This window comes from Nocardioides sp. 1609, from assembly GCF_004522105.1.
In the GTDB taxonomy this organism is placed as follows: domain Bacteria; phylum Actinomycetota; class Actinomycetes; order Propionibacteriales; family Nocardioidaceae; genus Nocardioides.
In genome coordinates this window covers 144,983-165,475 of sequence record NZ_SPUJ01000007.1, presented here as the reverse complement: position 1 = coordinate 165,475, position 20,493 = coordinate 144,983, and the positions used below count along the sequence as shown (strand labels likewise).

17 protein-coding genes are annotated in these 20,493 nt (G+C 74.1%); 10 read left to right on the top strand and 7 right to left on the bottom strand.

Going from position 1 to position 20,493, the window contains the following annotated elements:
- Positions 1 to 208: 208 nt before the first annotated feature.
- The gene (locus E4623_RS19390; RefSeq protein ID WP_134768221.1) at positions 209 to 1,435 is read right to left on the bottom strand and encodes an HNH endonuclease signature motif containing protein; all 1,227 of its coding nucleotides are present in this window, start codon (positions 1,433 to 1,435) and stop codon (positions 209 to 211) included.
- A 132-nt stretch (positions 1,436 to 1,567) separates the two neighbouring features.
- On the opposite strand from E4623_RS19390, the gene E4623_RS19385 reads away from it, so the two are divergent.
- The gene (locus E4623_RS19385) at positions 1,568 to 2,260 is read left to right on the top strand and encodes a hypothetical protein (protein WP_134768220.1); all 693 of its coding nucleotides are present in this window, start codon (positions 1,568 to 1,570) and stop codon (positions 2,258 to 2,260) included.
- Between the two features lie 18 nt (positions 2,261 to 2,278).
- On the opposite strand, the gene ddaH is transcribed toward E4623_RS19385, so the two are convergent.
- On the bottom strand, positions 2,279 to 3,043 hold the full coding sequence (gene ddaH / locus E4623_RS19380) for a dimethylargininase (RefSeq protein ID WP_134768219.1): 765 nt from the start codon (positions 3,041 to 3,043) through the stop codon (positions 2,279 to 2,281).
- Positions 3,044 to 3,068: 25 nt separating this feature from the next.
- A complete protein-coding gene (locus tag E4623_RS19375) occupies positions 3,069 to 3,443 on the bottom strand; it encodes a YccF domain-containing protein (protein WP_134768218.1) in 375 nt (124 codons plus the stop codon).
- A gap of 103 nt (positions 3,444 to 3,546) precedes the next feature.
- Here E4623_RS19375 and E4623_RS19370 point away from each other — a divergent pair, with 103 nt between their 5' ends.
- The gene (locus tag E4623_RS19370; protein WP_134768217.1) at positions 3,547 to 5,328 is read left to right on the top strand and encodes a DEAD/DEAH box helicase; all 1,782 of its coding nucleotides are present in this window, start codon (positions 3,547 to 3,549) and stop codon (positions 5,326 to 5,328) included.
- A 99-nt stretch (positions 5,329 to 5,427) separates the two neighbouring features.
- On the opposite strand, the gene E4623_RS19365 is transcribed toward E4623_RS19370, so the two are convergent.
- On the bottom strand, positions 5,428 to 6,399 hold the full coding sequence (locus tag E4623_RS19365) for an NAD(P)/FAD-dependent oxidoreductase (protein ID WP_134768216.1): 972 nt from the start codon (positions 6,397 to 6,399) through the stop codon (positions 5,428 to 5,430).
- A 57-nt stretch (positions 6,400 to 6,456) separates the two neighbouring features.
- Here E4623_RS19365 and E4623_RS19360 point away from each other — a divergent pair, with 57 nt between their 5' ends.
- The 8 genes from E4623_RS19360 (at position 6,457) to E4623_RS23050 (ending at position 17,795) form a co-directional block, all read left to right on the top strand.
- The gene (locus E4623_RS19360) at positions 6,457 to 6,876 is read left to right on the top strand and encodes a MerR family transcriptional regulator (protein ID WP_134768215.1); all 420 of its coding nucleotides are present in this window, start codon (positions 6,457 to 6,459) and stop codon (positions 6,874 to 6,876) included.
- A 94-nt stretch (positions 6,877 to 6,970) separates the two neighbouring features.
- Positions 6,971 to 7,783, top strand: coding sequence for an SGNH/GDSL hydrolase family protein (locus E4623_RS19355; RefSeq protein ID WP_134768214.1), 813 nt, complete (start codon positions 6,971 to 6,973; stop codon positions 7,781 to 7,783).
- A gap of 137 nt (positions 7,784 to 7,920) precedes the next feature.
- Positions 7,921 to 9,816 carry a penicillin-binding transpeptidase domain-containing protein gene (locus E4623_RS19350; RefSeq protein ID WP_134768213.1) on the top strand — a complete coding sequence of 632 codons (1,896 nt, stop codon included), beginning with the start codon at positions 7,921 to 7,923 and terminating at the stop codon, positions 9,814 to 9,816.
- Between the two features lie 80 nt (positions 9,817 to 9,896).
- Positions 9,897 to 12,641, top strand: a complete 2,745-nt coding sequence (locus E4623_RS19345) for a LuxR family transcriptional regulator (protein ID WP_134768212.1) — start codon at positions 9,897 to 9,899, stop codon at positions 12,639 to 12,641.
- 240 nt (positions 12,642 to 12,881) lie between these two features.
- Positions 12,882 to 14,801, top strand: coding sequence for a M4 family metallopeptidase (locus tag E4623_RS19340; RefSeq protein WP_134768211.1), 1,920 nt, complete (start codon positions 12,882 to 12,884; stop codon positions 14,799 to 14,801).
- 231 nt (positions 14,802 to 15,032) lie between these two features.
- Positions 15,033 to 16,502 carry an NAD-dependent succinate-semialdehyde dehydrogenase gene (locus tag E4623_RS19335; protein ID WP_134768210.1) on the top strand — a complete coding sequence of 490 codons (1,470 nt, stop codon included), beginning with the start codon at positions 15,033 to 15,035 and terminating at the stop codon, positions 16,500 to 16,502.
- A gap of 9 nt (positions 16,503 to 16,511) precedes the next feature.
- Positions 16,512 to 17,453, top strand: coding sequence for a hypothetical protein (locus E4623_RS19330; protein ID WP_134768209.1), 942 nt, complete (start codon positions 16,512 to 16,514; stop codon positions 17,451 to 17,453).
- Positions 17,454 to 17,468: 15 nt separating this feature from the next.
- Positions 17,469 to 17,795, top strand: a complete 327-nt coding sequence (locus E4623_RS23050) for a YkvA family protein (RefSeq protein WP_209020774.1) — start codon at positions 17,469 to 17,471, stop codon at positions 17,793 to 17,795.
- A gap of 6 nt (positions 17,796 to 17,801) precedes the next feature.
- Here E4623_RS23050 and E4623_RS19320 read toward each other — a convergent pair whose 3' ends face one another.
- From E4623_RS19320 to E4623_RS19310, 3 genes are read right to left on the bottom strand one after another with little or no spacing between them, the layout of a single operon-like run.
- Positions 17,802 to 18,752 (bottom strand): LuxR C-terminal-related transcriptional regulator, encoded by a 951-nt coding sequence (locus E4623_RS19320; protein ID WP_134768208.1) that lies wholly within the window; start codon positions 18,750 to 18,752, stop codon positions 17,802 to 17,804.
- 9 nt (positions 18,753 to 18,761) lie between these two features.
- Entirely contained in the window at positions 18,762 to 19,400 is a 639-nt protein-coding gene (locus tag E4623_RS19315) for a TIGR03086 family metal-binding protein (RefSeq protein WP_134768207.1), read from the bottom strand.
- The gene (locus tag E4623_RS19310; protein ID WP_245155179.1) at positions 19,397 to 20,464 is read right to left on the bottom strand and encodes a sigma-70 family RNA polymerase sigma factor; all 1,068 of its coding nucleotides are present in this window, start codon (positions 20,462 to 20,464) and stop codon (positions 19,397 to 19,399) included. Before E4623_RS19310 ends, E4623_RS19315 begins: the two co-directional genes overlap by 4 nt.
- Positions 20,465 to 20,493 lie beyond the last annotated feature (29 nt).

The following is a 20,493-nucleotide window of genomic DNA, read 5'->3' as shown; positions in this document are numbered from 1 at the left end:
GATCCCATCACCCGCTGCAGGGACCTCCACCCGTCGGCCGGGGGAAGGCAACCTCAGCACGCCGCGACGAGCGGAATCGTGCCCTGAGGTCCAGCGACGCAGGCCCCACGTGCCGAGCGGACGTGCTCCACCCAGGTGGGCGCGACCACGTGGCTGCGTCCACGCGGCTACCGGGCTGATCGGGAGCCCGCGGCTCCTGGGTGCAGGGTCAGGTCCGGAGCGGGTAGGCCTGGCCGGTGGCGTGGGCCTGGTGGTGGTGGAAGGGGCAGAGGAGGGCGGTGTCCTGGGTGTTGGTCTCGCCGCCTGCGGACCATGGGGTGCCGTGGTGGGTGTGGCAGTACGCGGCGGGGGTGGTGCAGGTGGGGTGTTGGCAGTGCTGCTGCTCCAATCCGATCGCGAGTCGTTGGGCGGGGGTGTGGAAGCGGCGTCGTCGTCCGAGGTCGAGGACGTGGCCTTGTCCGTCGAGGACGGCGGGGATGATCCCGGACTCGCAGGCCATCCGGCGGGCCTGACCGGGTGAGAGCGCGACGCCGGTGTCGAGGTGCGCGGCGGCGAGGCCGCCGAGGAGGGTCTCGAGGGTCATCGTGACCACGACGGTGGCACTGGTCCCGCCGAGGCTCGGGAGCTGGTCGGTCGGGTAGTGCTCGACGTACTCGCAGAACGCCTGCCCCAGCTTCTCGGGGGTGGGTCGTTCGTGGTCGTAGGTCCCGGCGCCGCTGGTGGCGCGGACGTGCTTGGGTGCCGCGATCGCGGCCAGTGCCTTGCGGAGCATGGAGGCCTGGGCGGACGGCATCGTGAACCGGCCGTGGGCGAGGCCCTCGCCGTCGTCCCACAGCGTGAACGTGGTGCGCTTGCGGGCCCGAGCCTCCTCCGTTTCGAGGAGCTTCGCTTCGTGCTCGTCGGCCCGGTCGGGGTCGATGCTCTCCAGGATCCGCCGCCCCAGGGTTTTCAGGTCTTGCGCGTCGTGGTGAGCCGCCTCACCGAGCAGGTGCGTCTCCGCCTTCTCACGCCAACAGGCGTGGTCGCCGTCGAGGTCGCCGACGGCGGCGGCGATGACCCTCGCCTGCTCGGCGTGCACCCGACTCGCAGCCATCGCGACCCGGGTGGCCTCGTGGGCGGCGAGGTCGCCGGCCAGCCGGACCTTCCGGGACGCTTCGCCGCCGGTGACCCGGGTGACCCGCGCCAGCCAGGAAGCCAGCGACCTGGCCCCGATCGTGGCCGGCAGGTCGAGGACCCCGGCCTGCCCGAGGACCCGCGCCTCGAGCTCCTGCACCCCGGCCACCACCCTCGCCAGCCGCGGCACCAGGTCGGCGGTCGCAGCAGCGTCCAGCGACCACGTCGGAACATCGACCAGGGCAGCGAGCTCGGCCTCGAGCAGCGCGACGAACCGGGCGACGGGGTGCCCGTCGTGGTGGTCGTCGTGGTGCTTGCTCATGCCTCTATTCTACGCCGCACCACCGACAATCGACAGTGTGTTCGAGTGGCTGTGACCAGTGTGCCGAGTGAGCGCGCCACGGCACGTGCCGGATGCCTGTCGTCCGCGCTCGACGAGGCGCATGATGGCGCCATGGCCCACCGTTCCCTGCTCGTGACGGCACTCGTGGCGCTCTCGATGTCGTTGTCCCCCGTGCTTCCCGGCGCGGTGGGCGCGGCGGCGTCACCGACCGCTCGGGCTGCGCCGACGGGCCTTCCCGCGGCGCCCGAGGTCAAGGCCGCCGTCGGTGGGCAGGGGGCGTGGCGGGTCTACCCGGGCGACATCGCCGCCCTGGGGAGCCGGCCGGCGGGGTGCCGGTCCGACGAGCAGATGCTGGCCTACCGCGGGGTGCAGGCGCGGTGGTACTCCGGGCGGGAGCGCGGCGTCCCGAGGGCCGTCCACACCGGTGCCGAGATCGCCGTCCTGCGGTACGCCGACGCCGCGGCCGCCCGCGCCGCCGTCCGCAACAACGAGTCGTACCCGCGCCGGTGCCCGAGGGTGACCGAGTGGGTGTGCGAGGAGTGCGACGGGATCTCGACCACCCGGCGGACCCGGGTCCCCGTCGCCCGCCTGGGCGACCAGAGCGTCGCCTGGTCGCTCCGAGCCGTCGGCAACGCCAAGTCCGCGGGCTACACCGTCGTGGCCCGCCGGGGCAGGAGCGTCGTGCGGGTCACCCTGACCCGGACGCGGGACATGGTCGCAGACGCCCCCTGGCGGTACCCGCGGTCGATGCCGAAGCGGGAGGTCGTGCGACTGGCACGGGTGACGCTGAGGGCCGGGCCGTAGTCGACGCCGGCCGCGGGCTCAGCCTCGCAACCGCACCGACAGGCAGGTGACGCACCCCTCGAGCTTCTCGAACTCCGTCATGTCCACCGCGACGACGCGGAGGCCGCGGGCCTCGTAGAGCGCGCGGGTGAGCGGCGCGCTGGACGACATCAGCACGGTGTCGGCGTCCAGCAGGACGACGTGCGCGCCCGGCTCCTCGGGGACGGCGAGGAACGACGACCACACGGTCGGGTCGTCCACCAGCTCCTCGAACCCGACGACGGTGCCGTCGGGCAGGGCCGTCACGGCCGACTTCAGGTGCAGCACCTTGGTGAGCGGGACGCCGACCACCCGCGCGCCGAGCGGCCCCAGGTGGGCCGCGAGCTGGTCGACCCCGGCCCGGTTGGTCCGCCCGCCCAGCCCGACCCACACGATCGCGTCGTGCTTGAGGACGTCACCCCCGTCGAGGGTGCCGGGCTCCTCGACGTGCGCGACCCGGTAGCCGAGCCCGCGCAGGGTCGCCTCGGTGCCCGCGGTCTCGGGCTTCCGCTCGTCCGCGCCCGGCCGGGCGACGACCGCGAGGTCGCCGTAGACGACGACGGTGTCCTCGACGAACACCGAGTCCGGGCAGTCGGGCGCCGGCGGCACCTCGACGGTCTCCCACCCCTCGGCGTGCAGCGCGGCGACGTACCCGTCCCACTGGCGCAGCGCCAGGTCGACGTCGACCGGCACCCGGGCGAGGTGGGTGAGCAGCCCCTCGGCGAGGCGCGGGCTGGGACGACGGACGAGGGCGCGACGGTTCACGCCGCGATCCTCGCACCCGGCGGGCTCAGCGCGCCGGCACGATCTCCCGGCCCAGCGGCAGCAGCGAGATCGGGATCATCTTGAAGCTGGCGATGCCGAGCGGGATCCCGATGATCGTCAGGCACATCGCGATGCCGGTGAAGGCGTGGCCCAGGGCCAACCACCAGCCGGCGAGGACGAGCCAGACCACGTTCCCGACGGCCGACGGCGCGCCGGCACCGGGCCGCGTCACGACGTCGCGACCGAAGGGCCAGAGCGCGTAGGCCGCGATGCGGAACGACGCCAGCCCGAACGGGATGGTGACGACCAGGAGGCAGCAGACGACGCCGGCGACGGCGTACCCGATCGCCATCCAGAACCCGCACAGCACCAGCCAGACGACGTTCAGGAGGGTGCTCATCCCCCCAGTCTGGCAGTGTGCCCGCGTGGGGGAGCCGGCCAGTGACCCAGGCCACCGCGGCGCGAAATCGGGTGGTACAAGCCACACCCACTACCGTTGACGGATGAGCACCGAAGAGTCCGCAGAGCCGGCCATCACCTTCGCCGACCTAGGTCTCGGCGACGCCGTCCTCAAGAGCATCGCCGCCGTCGGCTACGAGAGCCCCTCGGCGATCCAGGCCCAGACCATCCCGCCGCTGCTCGAGGGCCGCGACCTCGTCGGCCTCGCGCAGACCGGCACCGGCAAGACGGCGGCGTTCGCGCTGCCGATCCTCGACCGCCTCGACCTCCGGCAGAAGAGCCCGCAGGCGCTGGTCCTCGCGCCCACCCGCGAGCTCGCGCTCCAGGTGTGCGAGGCCTTCCAGAAGTACGCCGCCGGCACCAAGGGCGTGCACGTGCTGCCCGTCTACGGCGGCCAGGCCTACGGCATCCAGCTGAGCGCGCTGCGCCGCGGCGTCCACATCGTCGTCGGCACCCCCGGCCGGATCATGGACCACCTCGAGAAGGGGACCCTCGACCTCTCCGAGCTCAAGTTCCTCGTGCTCGACGAGGCCGACGAGATGCTCAACATGGGCTTCGCCGAGGACGTCGAGACGATCCTCGCCGACACCCCCGACGACAAGCAGGTCGCGCTCTTCAGCGCCACCATGCCGGCGCAGATCCGCCGCCTGTCGAAGAAGTACCTCAACAACCCGACCGAGATCTCGGTCAAGGGCAAGACGGCCACCGCCGCCAACATCACCCAGCGCTACCTGATCTGCAGCTACCCGCAGAAGGTCGACGCCCTCACGCGCATCCTCGAGGTCGAGAACTTCGAGGGGATGATCGTCTTCGTCCGCACCAAGAGCGAGACCGAGCTGCTCGCCGAGAAGCTGCGGGCCCGCGGGTTCTCCGCGATGGCGATCAACGGCGACGTCGCCCAGGTGCAGCGCGAGCGCACCGTCAACCAGCTGAAGTCGGGCAAGCTCGACATCCTTGTCGCCACCGACGTCGCCGCGCGCGGCCTCGACGTCGAGCGGATCAGCCACGTCGTCAACTACGACATCCCCACCGACACCGAGTCCTACGTGCACCGGATCGGCCGCACCGGCCGCGCCGGCCGCTCGGGCGACGCGATCTCCTTCGTCACCCCGCGCGAGCGCTACCTGCTCAAGCACATCGAGAAGGCGACGCGCCAGCCGCTCGCCGAGATGACGCTGCCCTCGGTCGAGGACGTCAACGTCACCCGCCTGGCCCGCTTCGACGACGCGATCACCGCCGCGCTCGGCCAGACCGCACGCGTCGAGAAGTTCCGCGACGTCATCGCCCACTACGTCCGCAACCACGACGTGCCCGAGGTCGACGTCGCCGCCGCGCTCGCCGTCGTCGCGCAGGGCGACACCCCCCTCCTGCTCGACCCCAACGACGAGCGTCCCGCCCGCCGCTTCGACGACCGTCCCGAGCGGTCCGCCGGCGCCGGCGCCCGCGGTGACCGTCCCGAGCGCGGTGGACGACCGGGCCGCTCCGGCTCCGGCCAGGCCATGAAGAACTACAAGATCCAGGTGGGCAAGCGCCACAAGGTCGAGCCGCGCCAGATCGTCGGCGCGATCGCCAACGAGGGCGGGCTGTCCCGCGGCGACTTCGGCAGCATCAAGATCATGCCCGACTTCTCCATCGTCGAGCTGCCCGCCGACCTGTCGCCCGAGACCTGGAAGAAGCTCGAGAGCACCCGCATCAGCGGCAAGCTGATCGAGCTCACCGAGGACCGCGGCCCGAGCCGCCCGCCGCGCACGTCGTCGCACGACGCCGAGCGCTCGGACGGTCCCCCGTCGTACAAGAAGCCGCGGCACAAGAAGTCGTCCGACTGACGCTCCGGCCGGCGCCGCGCCCGGCCGGGTAACTCACCGTTCGATGCACTCACCCGCCCGAATTCGGGCGGGTGAGTGCGAGCAACGGTGAGTTACCCGCTACGCCGGCACCAGCACCCCCACGTCGCGCGCGAGCAGCTCGGCGACGCAGGCGCTGGCGGCGAGCTGGCCGGCGGCGGCCGAGGCGAGGACCGAGCTCATCGGCATCGGGAGCGCGGCGACGTGGGCGAGGTCGCCGGCGGCGAAGACCCCCGGCAGCGACGTGCGGCCCATGGGGTCGACCTCGACGCAACCGGAGCCGAGGAGGGTGAGGCCGAGGTCGGCGGCGAACGGCGCGGACTGTGCGAACGTCGTCCCGACGAGGATGCCGCCGACCTCGACGTCGGGCCCGGTCCCGAACGAGACCCGCGCGCCGAGCGCCGAGCGGCAGAAGCCGCTGACGGGCTCGGTGCGCACCGCGGCGCCGAGCACCGCGAGCTGGGCGGCGTTCTCGTCGTCGAGCGTGCCGCCGTCGGTGAGGACGACGAGCTCGGACGCGATCGGTGCCAGCATCGCGGCCTGCCGGCCGACGTGCGCGTGGGAGCCGAGGACGGCGACCGGGCGGCCGGCGTACTCGTGGCCGTGGCAGAACGGGCAGTGCGCGGCCACCGTGCCGAACAGCCCGTCGAGGCCGGGCTTGTCGGGCAGGGTGTCGCGGACGCCGGTGGCCAGGAGCACCAGCCGGGTCGCCACGTTGCCGGCCTCGGTGCCGACGAGGAAGCCGTCGCCGTCGGGGACGACGGACGTGGCGGCGACGTCGCGGACCTCGACGGTGGCGTACGTCGCCAGCTCGGCCCGGCCGAGGGCGCGGAACTCGGCCGGCGGCCGGCCGTCGTGGGTCAGGAAGTTGTGCATCAGGTCGGCGGGGTCGTTGCGGTAGCCGCCGGCGTCCAGCAGGAGCACGCGGCGGTGCATCCGGCCCAGGGTCAGGGCGGCCTGCAGGCCGGCGGGTCCGCCGCCGACGACGACGACGTCGTGCCTCTCGCGGTCGTCGGGGTGGTCGGTAGTGGTGGTGGTCTTCTCGGTGCTCATCGTGCGTCCTCTCGGTCGGAACTTGTCTCCACGACGAGGATGTGACTTCATGTTGACATGAAGTCAAATGACTGGTCGATCGGCGAGCTCGCGAGTCGTTTCGGGCTCGCGACCCACGTGCTGCGGCACTGGGAGGACGTCGGCCTGCTCCAGCCCGCGCGCGACGCCGCGGGCCGCCGCCGCTTCGGTCAGGACGAGGTGGTCCGCGTCGCCGTCATCCTCCGGAGCAAGGCCGCCGGGATGACGCTCGAGCAGATCGAGGTCCTGCTCGACGCCGACGCCCCGGAGCGGCACGTCGTCCTGGAGGCGCACGTCGCCGACCTCGACCGCCGGATGGAGGAGATGCAGCACTCCCGCGAGATGACGCTCCACGCGCTGCGCTGCCGGGCCCACGACGTCGCCAACTGCCCGCGCTTCAAGGAGCACGTGGGCGACCTGCTCGTCGGCGACCCGCCGCGCGTCGACTGGAAGCACTGACGCCGGCACCGACGGGGGATAGCCCTCTACCGGTGCCGGACGGGCGGTGGTGCGCTGGAGGCACCCACTGCCGCGCACTCTCGGAGGTCCCATCGTGTTCGCCCGCACCGCACGTCGTCTCGTCACCGCCACCCTGGCCGCGGTCGCCGCACCCGCGGCCGCCGTCGTGGCCCTGGGCGGGGCGCCCGCCGAGGCGGCCGGGCCGTCGTACGTCGCGCTGGGGGACTCCTACTCCTCCGGGGTCGGCACCCGCAGCTACCTCGACGACGGGACGTCGTGCCAGCGGTCGAACCTCGCCTACCCGAAGCTGGTCGCGGACCAGAAGGGCTACGCGCTGGACTTCCAGGCCTGCTCCGGCGCGACCACCACGTCGGTCGCCAACACGCAGCTCGGCGCGCTGAGCGCCTCGACCTCCTACGTCACGGTCTCGGCCGGCGGCAACGACGCCGGTTTCGGCGACGTCCTCACCGAGTGCGCGAAGCCCGGCTGGGCCAGCGACTGCGACGGCGCGATCGACGGCGCGCAGGCGTTCATCTCCACCACGCTCCCGGGCCGGCTGTCGTCGCTGTACGCCGGCATCCGCTCCGGCGCTCCGTCGGCCTCCGTGGTGGTCGTCGGGTACCCGCGGATCTTCATGGGCGAGGACTGCAACGCCGCGACCTTCTTCTCCCCGGCGGAGGAGGCCCGCCTCAACGCCACCGCCGACCAGCTGAACGCCCAGCTCGCCGCCCGGGCCGGCGCCGCGGGCTTCGCGTTCGCCGACCCGACCAGCAGCTACACCGGGCACGCCGTCTGCGACGACGGGGCCTGGATCAACGGGCTGTCCAACCCGATCAGCGACAGCTACCACCCCAACCAGGCCGGTCACGCCTCCGGCTACGCCCCGCTCGTCGCCCCGCTGCTCTGACCCGCCGGAGACGCGCCCGCCGGGGTAGTCCCGGACGATCGGCCCCATTTCTCGAGCGAAAGTGGGGCCGATCGTCCGGGACTACCCCGCTCGGTGCGTCCCGGCCCCGGTCGGGGCCGGCTGGTAGAACCGGGGGCATGCGCTCCCGCCTGCTCGCCGTCCCGACGGCCGCCGTCCTCGTGCTCGGGCTCGTGGCCTGCTCGGGTGACGACCCCGACCCCGGCGACGCCGGTGGCAGCGCCGACGGCACCGCCGACGCGCTCGCCACCGCGCTGGCCGCCGGGGACGTGTCGGACGTGCCGTTCGCCGACGCCGGCGCCGCCGAGGTCGGCGACGACCTCGACGCGGTGGTGGAGGCGATGGGCGACATCGCTCCCGAGGTCACCCTCGCCGGCGTCGAGGAGGACGGCGACGAGGCGACGGCCACCCTCGCGTGGTCCTGGCCGCTCACCGACGACGACACCTGGAGCTACGAGAGCACCGCCCCGCTCAGCCGCGTCGACGACGAGTGGGTCGTCGAGTGGGGTCACGAGGTCGTCGAGCCCAGCCTCAACGCCAGCTCCGTCCTCGAGCTGACCCCGGTCGAGGCCGAGCGGGCCGACATCCTGGGAGCCGGGGGAGTCCCGCTCGTCACCGAGCGCCCGGTGCTGCGGGTCGGCATCGACCGCACCGAGGTGCCCGCCGCCCAGGCAGGTCCGTCGGCGAAGCGACTCGCCCGGCTCGTCGACGTCGACGTCGCGCCGTACGTCGCGCAGGTCGAGGCGGCGGGTGACAAGGCCTTCGTGGAGGCCATCGTCTACCGCGCCGACCAGGCGCCGTCCGCCGTCGAGCGCGGCTACCGCGCCATCCCGGGCGCCGTCATGTTCGGCGCCCAGGTCCCGCTCGCGCCGACCCGCGAGTTCGCCGCCCCGATCCTCGGGTCGGTGGGGCCGGTGACCGCCGAGATGATCGAGGACAACCCCGGCGTCTACGAGGTCGGCGACGTCGCCGGCACCTCCGGCCTCCAGGCCCGCTACGACGACCAGCTGCGCGGCACCGGTGGTGTCGTCGTCAACGCGGTCGGCAGCGACGGCAAGGTCCGCGAGATCCACCGCGCCGGCGCGAAGCAGGGCAGCGACCTCGCGCTCACGCTCGACGAGCAGCTGCAGACGCGGGCCGAGGCGGCCCTGGCCGACGTGGGTCCGGCGAGCGCCCTGGTCGCGATCCAGCCGAGCACCGGGGCCGTCCTGGCCGCCGCCAACGGCCCGGGCAACGGCGGCCAGAACCTCGCCACCTTCGGCCAGTACGCGCCGGGGTCGACGTTCAAGAGCGTGAGCAGCCTCGCGCTGCTGCGCCGCGGGGTGCGGCCCGACACCCGCGTGCCGTGCACGACCACGGTGCGGGTCGACGGGCGCGACTTCGAGAACTACGACGACTACCCGGCCGGGGGCACCGGCGACATCCCGTTCCGCACCGCGGTGGCCAGCTCCTGCAACACCGCGTTCATCGCCGAGCGCGGCCGTCTCGAGGACGGCGACCTCGCGGGCGCCGCGGCGTCCCTCGGGATGGGCATCGACCACGACCTCGGCTTCCCGGCCTACTTCGGCCAGGTGCCGCCGCCCGAGAGCGAGACCGGCGCCGCCGCCGACATGATCGGCCAGGGCACCGTGCTCGCCTCGCCCCTGGTGATGGCCACCGTCGCCGCCTCGATCCAGCAGGGCACGCTCGTCGTGCCGCGGCTGCTCCAGGGCCTTGAGGTCAGCCCTCCCGACGGCGTCGAGCCGGTCGCCACGGCCGAGGCCGCGCAGCTGCGTGAGCTGCTGCGCGGGGTCGTCACCTCGGGCAGCGGCGGGTTCCTGGCCGACGTCCCCGGGCCCGAGGTGATCGCGAAGACCGGGACCGCGGAGTTCGAGGACGGCGGCCGGGTCAAGACCCACGCCTGGATGATCGCCGCCCAGGGCGACCTCGCCGTCGCGGTCTTCGTCGCCGAGGGATCCTCGGGGTCGGGCACCGCGGGCCCGATCCTGGAGGAGTTCCTGCGCGCGGCGCAGTAGCGACGAGGGGTCCTCCCCGCAGGAACGTTCCCGGCGGCGGCCCTGTCGGAGGTGCCCCCCCGGGTCCTAGCCTGAGGTGCATGACTCGGGTCGTCGGACGCTCCACGCTGCTCGGGGAGGTCCACGACCTCCTCGACGCCGGGGAGTCCGTCGTCCTCTGCGGCCCGCCGGGCTCGGGGAAGAGCGCGCTGCTCGAGCTGGTCGAGGAGAACGCCCGCACCCACCAGCGCGCCGAGGTGCTCCGCTCGACCGGAGCCCCCGAGGAGGTGGCGCTGCCCTTCGCAGCGCTGCGCGACCTGCTCGCCCAGTGCCCCGCCGAGCTGCTCGACGAGGTGGTCGCGGCCGGTCCGCCCCACGTCCGGGAGGCCGTCGACTCGGGTCTCGTCGGCGTCGAGTCGACCGACGTCCTGCGCTCCGACCTCGCGGCCTGCTTCCACGCCGTCCTGGAGCGGTGGACCGCCGACCAGCCGGTCCTGCTGCTCCTCGACGACGTCCAGTGGCTCGACGGCGACTCCTCCACGGTGGTCGGCTACGCCCGTCGCCGGCTCGGCGGTCGGGTCGGGGTGGTCGCCACGGTGACCTCGGTGGGCGAGATCGACGCCAGCATCGACATCAGCGACCTGCACCACCTCGACGTGGCGCCGCTCGACGTCGTCGACATGCTCGACCTGCTCTGCGACCACGGGCTCACCCCCGACGTCGCGCACCGCGTGCACGTCGAGTCCGGCGGCATCCCGTCGCTGGCCCTGGCGATGGCCGGGCTGGTCGGGGAGCGCCCGGTGGTGCTCGGCGTCCCGACACCCCTGCCGGCCAGCATCGGCCGGGTCCTCAACGAGCGCTTCGCGGCCCAGCCCGACGAGGTGCGCGAGACCCTCCTGCACGCGGCGCTGCTGAGCCGACCGACGCTGCGCGAGCTCGAGCGGGCCGGCCGGGTGGGCGCCGCCGCCGACCTGCGTCGCGCCGTGCAGGCCGGGCTGGTCGTGCCCGGGGAGGTGGCGCTGCGCTTCACGCCGTCGCTGCTGCGCCAGGTCGTCGTCGACGCCTTCGGCGTGGAGACCCGCACCGCGCTGCACCGCACCCTCGCCGACGCCGCCACGACGCCGGGCCAGCGCCTGCGCCACCTCGCCCTCGCCGACCCGCGACCCGACGCGGACCTGGCCCGCGACCTCGGTGCCGCGGCCACGGAGTCGGCGCGGCTCGGCGACCGCGAGCTCGCCGCCGAGCTCTTCCTCCTCGCCGCCGACCGCGCGCCCCTCGAGCTGGGCGCGGCCCGGATCGAGTGGCTGGTCTCGGCGATCGAGACCGCCGCGCCCGGCAACCACGTCGACCTCGTGCAGCGCGCGCTGGCCGACGTCCTCGAGTCGCCGACGACGCCCGCCCAGGCGGTGCGGGTCCGCCTGGCGATCCCCGAGCTCGCCGGCAACGCCGTCCCGCTGCTCGACGAGATGCTGACCGCGGCGCTCGCCGACGCGGCCGACGACGACATGCTGGTCGCGAAGGTGCTCCTGCAGCGCGCCCGCATCGCCCTGATGGAGTCGCGCCCGCACGCCGCCCACCGGGCCTGCGAGCGGGCCGTCGCGCTGCTCGAGGCGCACGGCGACGACGACGAGCTGGCCCTCGGCCTCACCACGCTGGCCGTGGCGCGCCGCTGGACCGGTTCCGACCACCCGGGCTGCCTGCAGCGCGCGGTCGAGCTCGCCGGCCCCACGCCGACCGGCTTCCTGCACACCTCACCGGTCTACATGCAGGCCCGCTTCGCCTTCTACGACGACCGGCTCGAGGTGGCCTGGACGGCGTTCCTCGGCATGCTCGCGCAGGTCGAGCGCGGCGCCGGGATGGACCACGTGCACGTGCTCCGGTGCCTGGTGGAGGTGGCCGCGCGCACCGGGCGCTGCCGCGAGGCCGCCGAGTACGCCGCCCGTGCCACCCGGATCGGGGCGGAGTTCGACCTCGAGGCCCACACCGGCTGGTTCATCACCGCCCAGGCCGAGCTGGTCTGCGGCGACCTCGCCCGCGCCGCGACGCTGGCCCGCCGTGGTGTCGAGGCCGCCGCCGAGCGCGGCGACGTCCGCTACCTCCAACGCCACCTGGTCGTCCTGGGTCAGGCGCTGCTGCGCTCCGGCGACGCCCAGGGCGCGCGCGACGCGCTCGAGCGGGTCCGTGCGGTGGAGCGGGCCGGGGGCTTCGGCGACCCCACGGTGAACCGCTGGCACGCCGACCTGGTGGCCGCGCTCGCCGCGCTCGGGCGCCTCGACGAGGCCGCCGAGGTGCTCGGCGAGGCCCGGTACGCCGTCGAGCGGCGCGCGTCGCACGGCGGCACGGCCGGCGTCTCGGCCCAGCTCGACCGGGCCGAGGCCGAGCTGCTCGTGGCCCACGGCGACCTCGAGGGCGCCGAGCTGGTGCTCGACCGCGCGGCCAAGGTGGCCGCCGACCTCGGCCTCCAGATCGACGTCGGCCGGGTGCTGGTCACCCGCGCCCACCTCGAGCGCCGACGCCGTCGGGTCGCGGCGGCCCGCACCACCCTGCAGGAGGCGCACGACCTGTTCACCGGGCTGCACGCCACGCCCTGGGCCGAGCAGGTGCACGCCGAGCTCGAGCCCGAGCGCGCCCCCGAGACCGACGACCCGCTCCTCGAGCGACTGACCGACACCGAGGCCCGGATCGCCCAGGCCGTCGCCGCCGGCGCCAGCAACCGCGAGATCGCCGAGCGGGCCTACGTCAGCGTGAAGACCGTCGAAGCCACGCTGACCCGGATCTACCGCAAGCTCGACCTGCGCTCGCGCACCCAGCTCGCGACCCTGCTGGTGCCGCCGCCGCGCGAGTAGCGGGCACCTCGCGTCGCCGCCCCGACCCACCACGACCCGCCCCGGCTCGCCCCGACCCGCCCGGTGACCGGCGTCCGGAACGCGTCCGGCGACCGGTGGTCTAGACGCCCGGGTGGGCAAGGGTTTTCCCCCTTACTGCCCCGGGTCGCGCGTCCCTAGGTTCCGATCGCGACCGCTTCTGAGGACATCTCCCCGCGACCCGGCCGCGTCCCACCTCGACCCACCCCCTCAGGAGACCCCATGAGATCCAGGACGCTGTCCCGGGCAGCCGCAGCACTCACCGTCACCCTCTGCGGTGCCCTCGCCGTCGGTACGCCGGCGCCGACCTCGGCCGCCCCGGCCGAGCGGGGCGACCGGCCCCTCGCCGGTGCCGACCGCTCCGCGCCGGAGGGCCGTCAGGCCGCCGACGACCGCCGCGACCGCGCCGTGGCCGCCGCCGCGGCGTACGTGCGCCGGCACACGCCGTCGGCCCGGGGCGACGCCGCGGCCGCCCGCCGTACCGGCGCCCACGCCGGCACGAAGGGCACCTACTACGTCACCTACGGCCGCACCTTCGCCGGCCTCCCGGTCTACGGCGGCGACTACGTCGTCGCGGTCGACCAGGCCGGCCGCGTCGCCGGCGCCACCGGAGCCCCGGCCCGCGCGATCGCGGTGCGCTCGACGAGGCCGACCGTCTCCCGGACCGCGGCCCGGGCCGCCGCCCGCCGACAGGTCGACCGGGTGCGCTCGGTGTCGCGCCCGAGGCTGAGCGTCTACGCCGTGGGCACGCCGCGCCTGGCGTGGCGCACGAAGGTCACCGGCACGAGGGCCGGGTCGCCGTCGATCACCACCGTCTGGAGCGACGCGCGCACCGGCCGGGTCCTGCTCGCCAGCGACCAGGTCGTGCACGGCACCGGCACCGGCTACTACTACCCCGGTGTCACGATCGGGACGTCCGGGTCGGGGTCGTCGTACTCGATGACCGACCCCACCCGCTCCGGCGTCAGGTGCGGCGGCCAGAACGGCGCGGCGTACACCGGCACCGACGACGTCTGGGGCAACGGCTCGGGCACCAACCTCGAGACCGCCTGCGTCGACGTCCTGTACGCCGTGGGCAAGGAGGTCGACATGCTCTCGGCCTGGCTCGGCCGCAGCGGCATCAAGGGCAACGGCACGAACTACCCGGCGCGGGTCGGCCTCAACGACGTCAACGCCTACTACGACGGGTCGATCATCAACTTCGGGCACAGCCAGGACAACACCCGCCAGCTCACCGCGATCGACATCGTCGCGCACGAGAACGGGCACGGCGTCTTCCAGACCACGCCCGGCGGCTCCACCGGCGGCAACGAGACGGGCGGCATGAACGAGGCGACCGGCGACATCTTCGGCGCCCTCACCGAGTTCTACGCCAACAACCCGAACGACCCGGGCGACTACCTGGTCGGCGAGGAGGCCAACCTCGTCGGCGCCGGGCCGATCCGGAACATGGCCAACCCGAGCGCCCTCGGCGACCCGAGCTGCTACTCCTCGAGCATCCCCAGCACCGAGGTGCACGCGGCGGCCGGCCCGCTCAACCACTGGTTCTACCTGCTGGCCAACGGCACCTCCGGCTCGACGTCCTGCAACGGCGCCTCGCTGACCGGCATCGGCCTGCAGGCCGCCGGCAAGGTGTTCTACAACGGGCTGCTGCTCAAGACGTCGTCCTGGACGCACGGCAAGGCTCGCGTCGCCACCCTCACGGCCGCGAAGAACCTCTACGGCACGACGGACTGCACGACGTTCAACCGGGTCCGCGACGCGTGGGCCGGCATCAACGTCGGCGCCCAGTCGGGCGAGCCGACCTGCGGCGGCACCACCACGCCCCCCGGAGGCGGCGCCTGCTCGGAGGTCACCGCGACCGGCACCGTGAGCAGCCGGACGTCGTCGTACAAGCCGTCGACCTCCGGCTTCACCACCACCGGCGGCACGATCAACGCCTGCCTCACCGGCCCGTCGGGCACCGACTACGACCTCTACCTGCAGCGCAGGAGCGGCACCTCGTGGGTGGACGTCGCGAAGAGCGAGAGCGCCGCGTCGACCGAGCAGGTGACCTACAGCGCGGCCTCGGGCACCTACCGGATCGAGGTCTACGCCTACTCCGGCTCGGGCAGCTACACGCTCCGCTACGACACGCCCTGACCCCCCTGACGGCTCGGGGGCCGGTGGCATCGCCGCCGGCCCCCGAGCCGTCCCCCGTCCGGTCTCCCGGCCGGAAAAAGGAGCGAACCCCCCGCCGCATGGGGTCGGCGAGGGGCTCTCGTCGTCTTTCTTGGTGCTCCCTCCGAAGGACGACTGCTCGCGAGCATACGTCGTGTGACGTGGGCGTGTCTCCGATTTGAGGGAAAGACTTCGGGTGGTTGGCTGGGGCCCATGGACACGTCCGAGCGCCTCGACTCCCTGCTGCCCCCCGAGAACCGCAACCTGCTGATCGGGGGGTCGTGGCGCGAGGCCGACGACGCCCGGCGCTTCGACGTCCTCGACCCGGCCGACGGGTCGGTGCTCACCACCGTGGCCGACGGGTCGGCCGCCGAGGGCATCGAGGCGCTCGACGCCGCGGTCGCCGTCCAGGCCGAGTGGGCCGCCACCGCGCCGCGCGAGCGCGGCGAGATCCTGCGCCGGTCGTGGCAGCTGCTGCAGGAGCGCGCCGACGACCTGGCCTGGTTGATGAGCCTGGAGATGGGCAAGCCGGTGGCCGAGGCGAGGGGCGAGGTCGCCTACGGCTCCGAGTTCTTCCGCTGGTACGCCGAGGAGGCAGTCCGCATCCACGGCCGCTGGATGCAGGCCCCGGCCGGTGGCAGCCGGCTGCTGACGATCCGCAAGCCGGTCGGTCCGTGCTTCTTCGTGACCCCGTGGAACTTCCCGCTCGCGATGGGCACCCGCAAGATCGGCCCGGCCGTCGCCGCGGGGTGCACCATGGTCCTCAAGCCGGCCGCGCAGACGCCGCTGACGATGCTGCTGCTCGCGACCGTCCTGGCCGAGGCGGGTCTGCCCGACGGCGTCCTCAACATCGTGCCGACCACCGGGGCCGCCGAGCTGAGCCAGGCGGTGCAGGCCGACGACCGGCTCCGCAAGGTGAGCTTCACCGGCTCCACCGGCATCGGCCGGGTGCTGGTGCGCCAGTCGGCCGACCAGCTGCAGCGGGTCAGCATGGAGCTCGGCGGCAACGCGCCGTTCCTGGTCTTCGCCGACGCCGACGTCGAGGCCGCCGTCGACGGGGCGATGATCGCGAAGATGCGCAACATGGGCGAGGCCTGCACCTCGGCCAACCGCTTCCTCGTCCACGTCGACGTCGCCGAGGAGTTCGGCCGGCGCCTCGCCGAGCGGATGGGCGCGCTCACCGTCGGGCGCGGGCAGGACGACGGCGTCGACGTCGGCCCGCTCATCGACGACAAGGCGGTCGAGTCGGTCGGCCAGCTCGTGACCGACGCGGTGCACGACGGCGCGAAGGTCCTGGTGGGGGGCACGACGCCCGACGGACCGGGCTTCTTCTACCCGCCGACGGTCCTGGTCGACGTCCCCGCCGACTCCGCGATCAACACCGAGGAGATCTTCGGGCCGGTCGCCCCGATCACGACGTTCACCACCGACGACGAGGCGATCGCGGCCGCCAACGACACCGAGTACGGCCTCGCCTCCTACGTCTTCACCCGCGACCTGGCCCGCACCATCCGGGTCGCCGAGGCGCTCGAGTTCGGCATGGTGGGGGTCAACACCGGGCTGGTGTCGAACCCCGCGGCCCCGTTCGGTGGCATGAAGGCGAGCGGGTTCGGACGCGAGGGCGGCTTCGAGGGCATCGAGGAGTACCTCGAGACGACGTACGTCGCGCTGCCGGCCCCGTAGCCTCTCCGCATGCGGAGGTGGGTGGTGGCGACGGTGCTGCTGCTCGCGACCGGCTGCTCGGCGGAGCCGTCCGCGGGACCCACCGGCGCCCCGGCCCCGACGTCCTCGGCGGCGGCCGACGCCCCCGTCGACATCACGACGCCCGAGCCCACCCAGGCGCCGCCGCCCCCGCCGACCGTGACCCGCGACCCGCTCGCCGACCTCGTCGAGGGCATCGAGGTCGCCGACGAGCCGGTGCTCGGGTCCGACATCAGCTGGCCGCAGTGCCCGCCCGGCATGGGCATCCCCGAGAAGCGGTCGCACGGCGGCCCCGGCCCGGTGCCGGAGGCGCGCTACGTCGTCGTGGGGCTCACCAACGGCCCCGGCTTCTACCCGAACCCGTGCCTGCAGAGCCAGGTCGACGACACCCGCCGGGCCGGCCGGATGATCTCGGCGTACGCCGTCGCCAGCTATCCCGAGGCGCGCTTCCTCGACGAGCACGGCCAGGACGGCCCCTACGACGGGGCGACCCCGCTCGGGGCGCTCGCGAACACCGGCTACCAGCAGGCGCTCTTCAACGTCGACACCATGGAGGCCGCCGGGCTGCTCACCCCGATCGTCTGGATCGACGTCGAGCCGGTGCCCGACTTCGCGTGGTCCGGCGACCTGCAGGCCAACGCCGCCGTGGTCGCCGGGATCGCCCGCGGCTACCAGGACGCCGGCTACCGGATCGGCGTCTACTCGACGCCGGCCCTGTGGTCCGGTGTCGTGGGCGACCTCGAGCTCGGCGTCCCGGAGTGGCGCGCGGCCGGCCAGACGTCGTCGGCCGAGGCCCTCGCCCGGTGCGGGGACGACTGGATGATCCAGGGCGGCGAGGCGGTGCTCGGCCAGTGGGTCGAGGCCGACCGCGACATGAACCTGACCTGTCCGGGGATCTCGCTCGACCTGGCGGCGTGGTTCCACCAGTACTGAGCGCAGACTGACCCCATGGACCTCTCCGACCTGTTCGTCGCCGTGCTGGTGGTGCTCGGCGTCCTGGTGCTGGTCGGCCTGCTGGTCGTCGGCCTCGTGATGTGGCGCTACCGGGTCCCGCCGCGCGGCGTGGTCGCGATGATCGGGGGGCTGGTCTACCTCGCGAGCCCGATCGACGTGCTGCCGGAGGCGCTCCTCGGCCCGCTGGGCCTCGTCGACGACGCCGGTGTGCTCGCGGGTGTCGCGATCTTCGTCTACAAGGTCGTCCAGGTGCGCCAGCGCCTCGAGCAGGCGGGCATCCAGGGCCGGCGGCGTCCCGAGGCGGGCGAACCACCCGCCTGAGCGCCGTCAGACGCTGGTGGAGAGGCTCGCGACGAGGGTGGGACGCGAGGTCACGTCGAGCTTGCGGTAGATCTTCGACAGGTGGCCCTCGACGGCCTTGACCGAGACCCCGAGCTGCTCGGCGACGCTGCGGTTCGAGCGGCCCTCCAGGGCCAGCACGGCGACGCGACGCTCGCCGGCGGTGAGGACGGCGAGCACCTCGGACTGACGGCGGCGCGGGGCCTCGCCCATCCGCTCGAGCAACCGGCGGCCCCGGTTGAGCAGGGGCCAGAGGTCCTCGCTGGAGGCGTGCTCCTCCGCCGACCGGAGCAGGGTCAGCGCCTCGTCCGGCTCGCCGACGAGCAGGAGCAGGCCGGCGAGGTCGGTCTGGAGCTGGGCGCGCAGCCGTCCCGCCTCGACGCCGTCGAGGAGGGCCAGGGCGACGCGCAGGTCCGGGGCCCGCAGGCCGTCGGGCTTGGTGGTGGCGAGCACCCGGAGCGCCAGGGCGAGGTCGGCCGGCGAGCCGTGCTCGAGGGCGAGGGCGTGCTGGGTGCGCGCCAGCTCGAAGGCCTCGGGACGGCGTCCGGCGCGGAGCATCGCGAGGGCCGCGCCGGCGCGCCACGGGACCCGCAGGCCCTCGGGGTCGGCGTCGGGGGCGTCGGCGACGGACAGGTAGCGCTCGACGGCGACGTCGGGGTCGAGGGTGGCCGCGGCGAGCTCGGCCAGCGCGTGGCGGGCCTCCGCGCGGTCGTCGAGGGCCACCGCGGGCGCCAGGGCCTGCGCCGCGGCGAGGTCGCCCTGGGCCAGGTGGCACTCCAGCAGGAGCGCCTGCGCCGCCGTCCGGTCCGCCGCGGGGGCGAGGTCCTCCGCCTCGAGCGCGCGGAGCCCCGACAGGGCGAGTCGGACCCGTCCCCGGCGGACCAGGGCGCGGAGGTCGTCGATTGCTCCGGTGTCGGGCGCGACGAGCGTGGCGGGCATGGGCCCAGGCTAGGAAGCGGAACGCCGTTCCGGACCGGTATTGAGGGAATCCAGAGGCAGTGGACCAGTCAGGTGCCGCCCGGGCCGCCGGCCGAGGAACGCGAGCAGCCGGGTCGAGGCGCCGCTACCGGGGCCGAGGTCGACGCCGGGTCCGAACCGGGTGCCGCGGTCGGCGTCGGCGACCAGCCCCGCTGCGACCGGGAGGAGGTGGCGGGCGAGCGCCGCGGGCAGGGACGACGGCACGCCCGTCGTGCGGGCGGTGGTCTCGGCGACGTCCCAGCCGTGGACGGCGATCTCCAGCGCCGCCGCCCGCAGCAGCACCTCGGTCGGCACCGGCAGCCCGGCCACGTGGACGACGTCCGGGGCGTGCGGGCCACTCCACGCCCCGAGCAGGTCGCAGGCCTTGCTCTGGAGCGTCGCGACCCGGACGTCGAGCGGGGTGCTCGGACGCAGCGCGACGGCGCCACCGGCGCCCTCGGTGAAGGCGTCGAGGACGTCGTCCATGTGGGTCAGGAGGCGGTCGAGGTCCCACGCGGCGCACGGGGTGGGCAGTCGCAGGTGGGCGGGGGTGACGTGCAGCAGCGAGCCCCGCGTGTAGGCGAGGGCCCGCTCGAGCAGCTCGACGCCCCCGCCGGGGGCGCCGGTCACGGCCCGGTCGGCGCGGCCGGCTGGTGGTCGACCGGCAGGTAGTCGGCCGGCAGCGAGTCCGGCAGCCCGAAGGTCGCGAAGAGCCGGGTCTCGAAGAAGGCGGTGACGTGACGGACCAGGTCGCCGTCGAGGTGCAGGACCTGCAGGTGGAACGGCTGGAAGTGGCCGTCGGGCACCCGCATGTAGAGCCCGAACGCCGGCTGGCCGTTGGCGGTGGTGGCGATCATCGCCATGTCGTGGACGCCGCCGGGGCACTTGGTGCCGATCAGGTCGCCGATGTTGTCGGCGCCGCGGTACCAGTTGGTGAACGGCGGCATGTCCCACGTGGCGTCGGCCTTGAGCAGCCCGACGATCGTGTCGATGTCCTTGCGCCAGAACGCGTCGAGGTAGCGGTCGAGGAGGCCGCGCTGGGCGTCGGTGAGGTCCTCGACGACGGTGTCCTCGGTCAGGGCCCGCTCGCCGAGCTGGGCGTGGGCGCGCTGGAGGGCGGAGTTCACCGCCGCCGACGTCGTGTCGAGCGCCTCGGCCGTCTCGGCGGCCGACCACCGCAGGACGTCGCGCAGGATCAGCACCGCGCGCTGGCGGGCCGGGAGGTGCTGGAGCGCGGCGACGAAGGCCAGGCGCAGGGTGTCGCGCTCGGCGACCACCACGGCGGCGTCCGGGACCGGCTCGAGCCAGGCGATCTCGTGGTTCTCCTCGAGCGCGTCGCCGGCCATCTGGTCGGAGGTGCCGAGCCCCGCCGGCAGCGGCCGGCGCGGCTTGCCCTCGAGGTTGGTCAGGCACACGTTGGTGGCGATCCGGTACAGCCAGGTGCGCACCGAGCTGCGGCCCTGGAACGTCGCGCTCGCCTTCCACGCCCGCAGGAACGTCTCCTGGACGAGGTCCTCGGCCTCGTGCACCGACCCGCTCATCCGGTAGCAGTGCGCCAGCAGCTCGCGCTGGTAGCGCGAGGTGAGGCCGTCGAAGTCGTCGAGCTCGGTCGCGGCCCCGTCGTTGCCGGACCCGCCGGTGGTCTCCTCCGCCGTCATGTCGAGGTTCGCCCGCTCCGTCGCCGTCGTCGTCATGCTGTGCTCCCGCCGTTGGTCAGTCTGCC

Excerpts from the sequence above, each read along its gene's own strand:
- E4623_RS19390 (WP_134768221.1), bottom strand. The coding sequence starts at position 1,435 with ATGAGCAAGCACCACGACGACCACCACGACGGGCACCCCGTCGCCCGG.
- E4623_RS19385 (WP_134768220.1), top strand. The coding sequence starts at position 1,568 with ATGGCCCACCGTTCCCTGCTCGTGACGGCACTCGTGGCGCTCTCGATG.
- E4623_RS19375 (WP_134768218.1), bottom strand. The coding sequence starts at position 3,443 with ATGAGCACCCTCCTGAACGTCGTCTGGCTGGTGCTGTGCGGGTTCTGG.
- E4623_RS19370 (WP_134768217.1), top strand. The coding sequence starts at position 3,547 with ATGAGCACCGAAGAGTCCGCAGAGCCGGCCATCACCTTCGCCGACCTA.
- E4623_RS19365 (WP_134768216.1), bottom strand. The coding sequence starts at position 6,399 with ATGAGCACCGAGAAGACCACCACCACTACCGACCACCCCGACGACCGC.
- E4623_RS19360 (WP_134768215.1), top strand. The coding sequence starts at position 6,457 with ATGAAGTCAAATGACTGGTCGATCGGCGAGCTCGCGAGTCGTTTCGGG.
- E4623_RS19350 (WP_134768213.1), top strand. The coding sequence starts at position 7,921 with ATGCGCTCCCGCCTGCTCGCCGTCCCGACGGCCGCCGTCCTCGTGCTC.
- E4623_RS19345 (WP_134768212.1), top strand. The coding sequence starts at position 9,897 with ATGACTCGGGTCGTCGGACGCTCCACGCTGCTCGGGGAGGTCCACGAC.
- E4623_RS19340 (WP_134768211.1), top strand. The coding sequence starts at position 12,882 with ATGAGATCCAGGACGCTGTCCCGGGCAGCCGCAGCACTCACCGTCACC.
- E4623_RS19335 (WP_134768210.1), top strand. The coding sequence starts at position 15,033 with ATGGACACGTCCGAGCGCCTCGACTCCCTGCTGCCCCCCGAGAACCGC.
- E4623_RS19330 (WP_134768209.1), top strand. The coding sequence starts at position 16,512 with ATGCGGAGGTGGGTGGTGGCGACGGTGCTGCTGCTCGCGACCGGCTGC.
- E4623_RS23050 (WP_209020774.1), top strand. The coding sequence starts at position 17,469 with ATGGACCTCTCCGACCTGTTCGTCGCCGTGCTGGTGGTGCTCGGCGTC.
- E4623_RS19320 (WP_134768208.1), bottom strand. The coding sequence starts at position 18,752 with ATGCCCGCCACGCTCGTCGCGCCCGACACCGGAGCAATCGACGACCTC.
- E4623_RS19310 (WP_245155179.1), bottom strand. The coding sequence starts at position 20,464 with ATGACGACGACGGCGACGGAGCGGGCGAACCTCGACATGACGGCGGAG.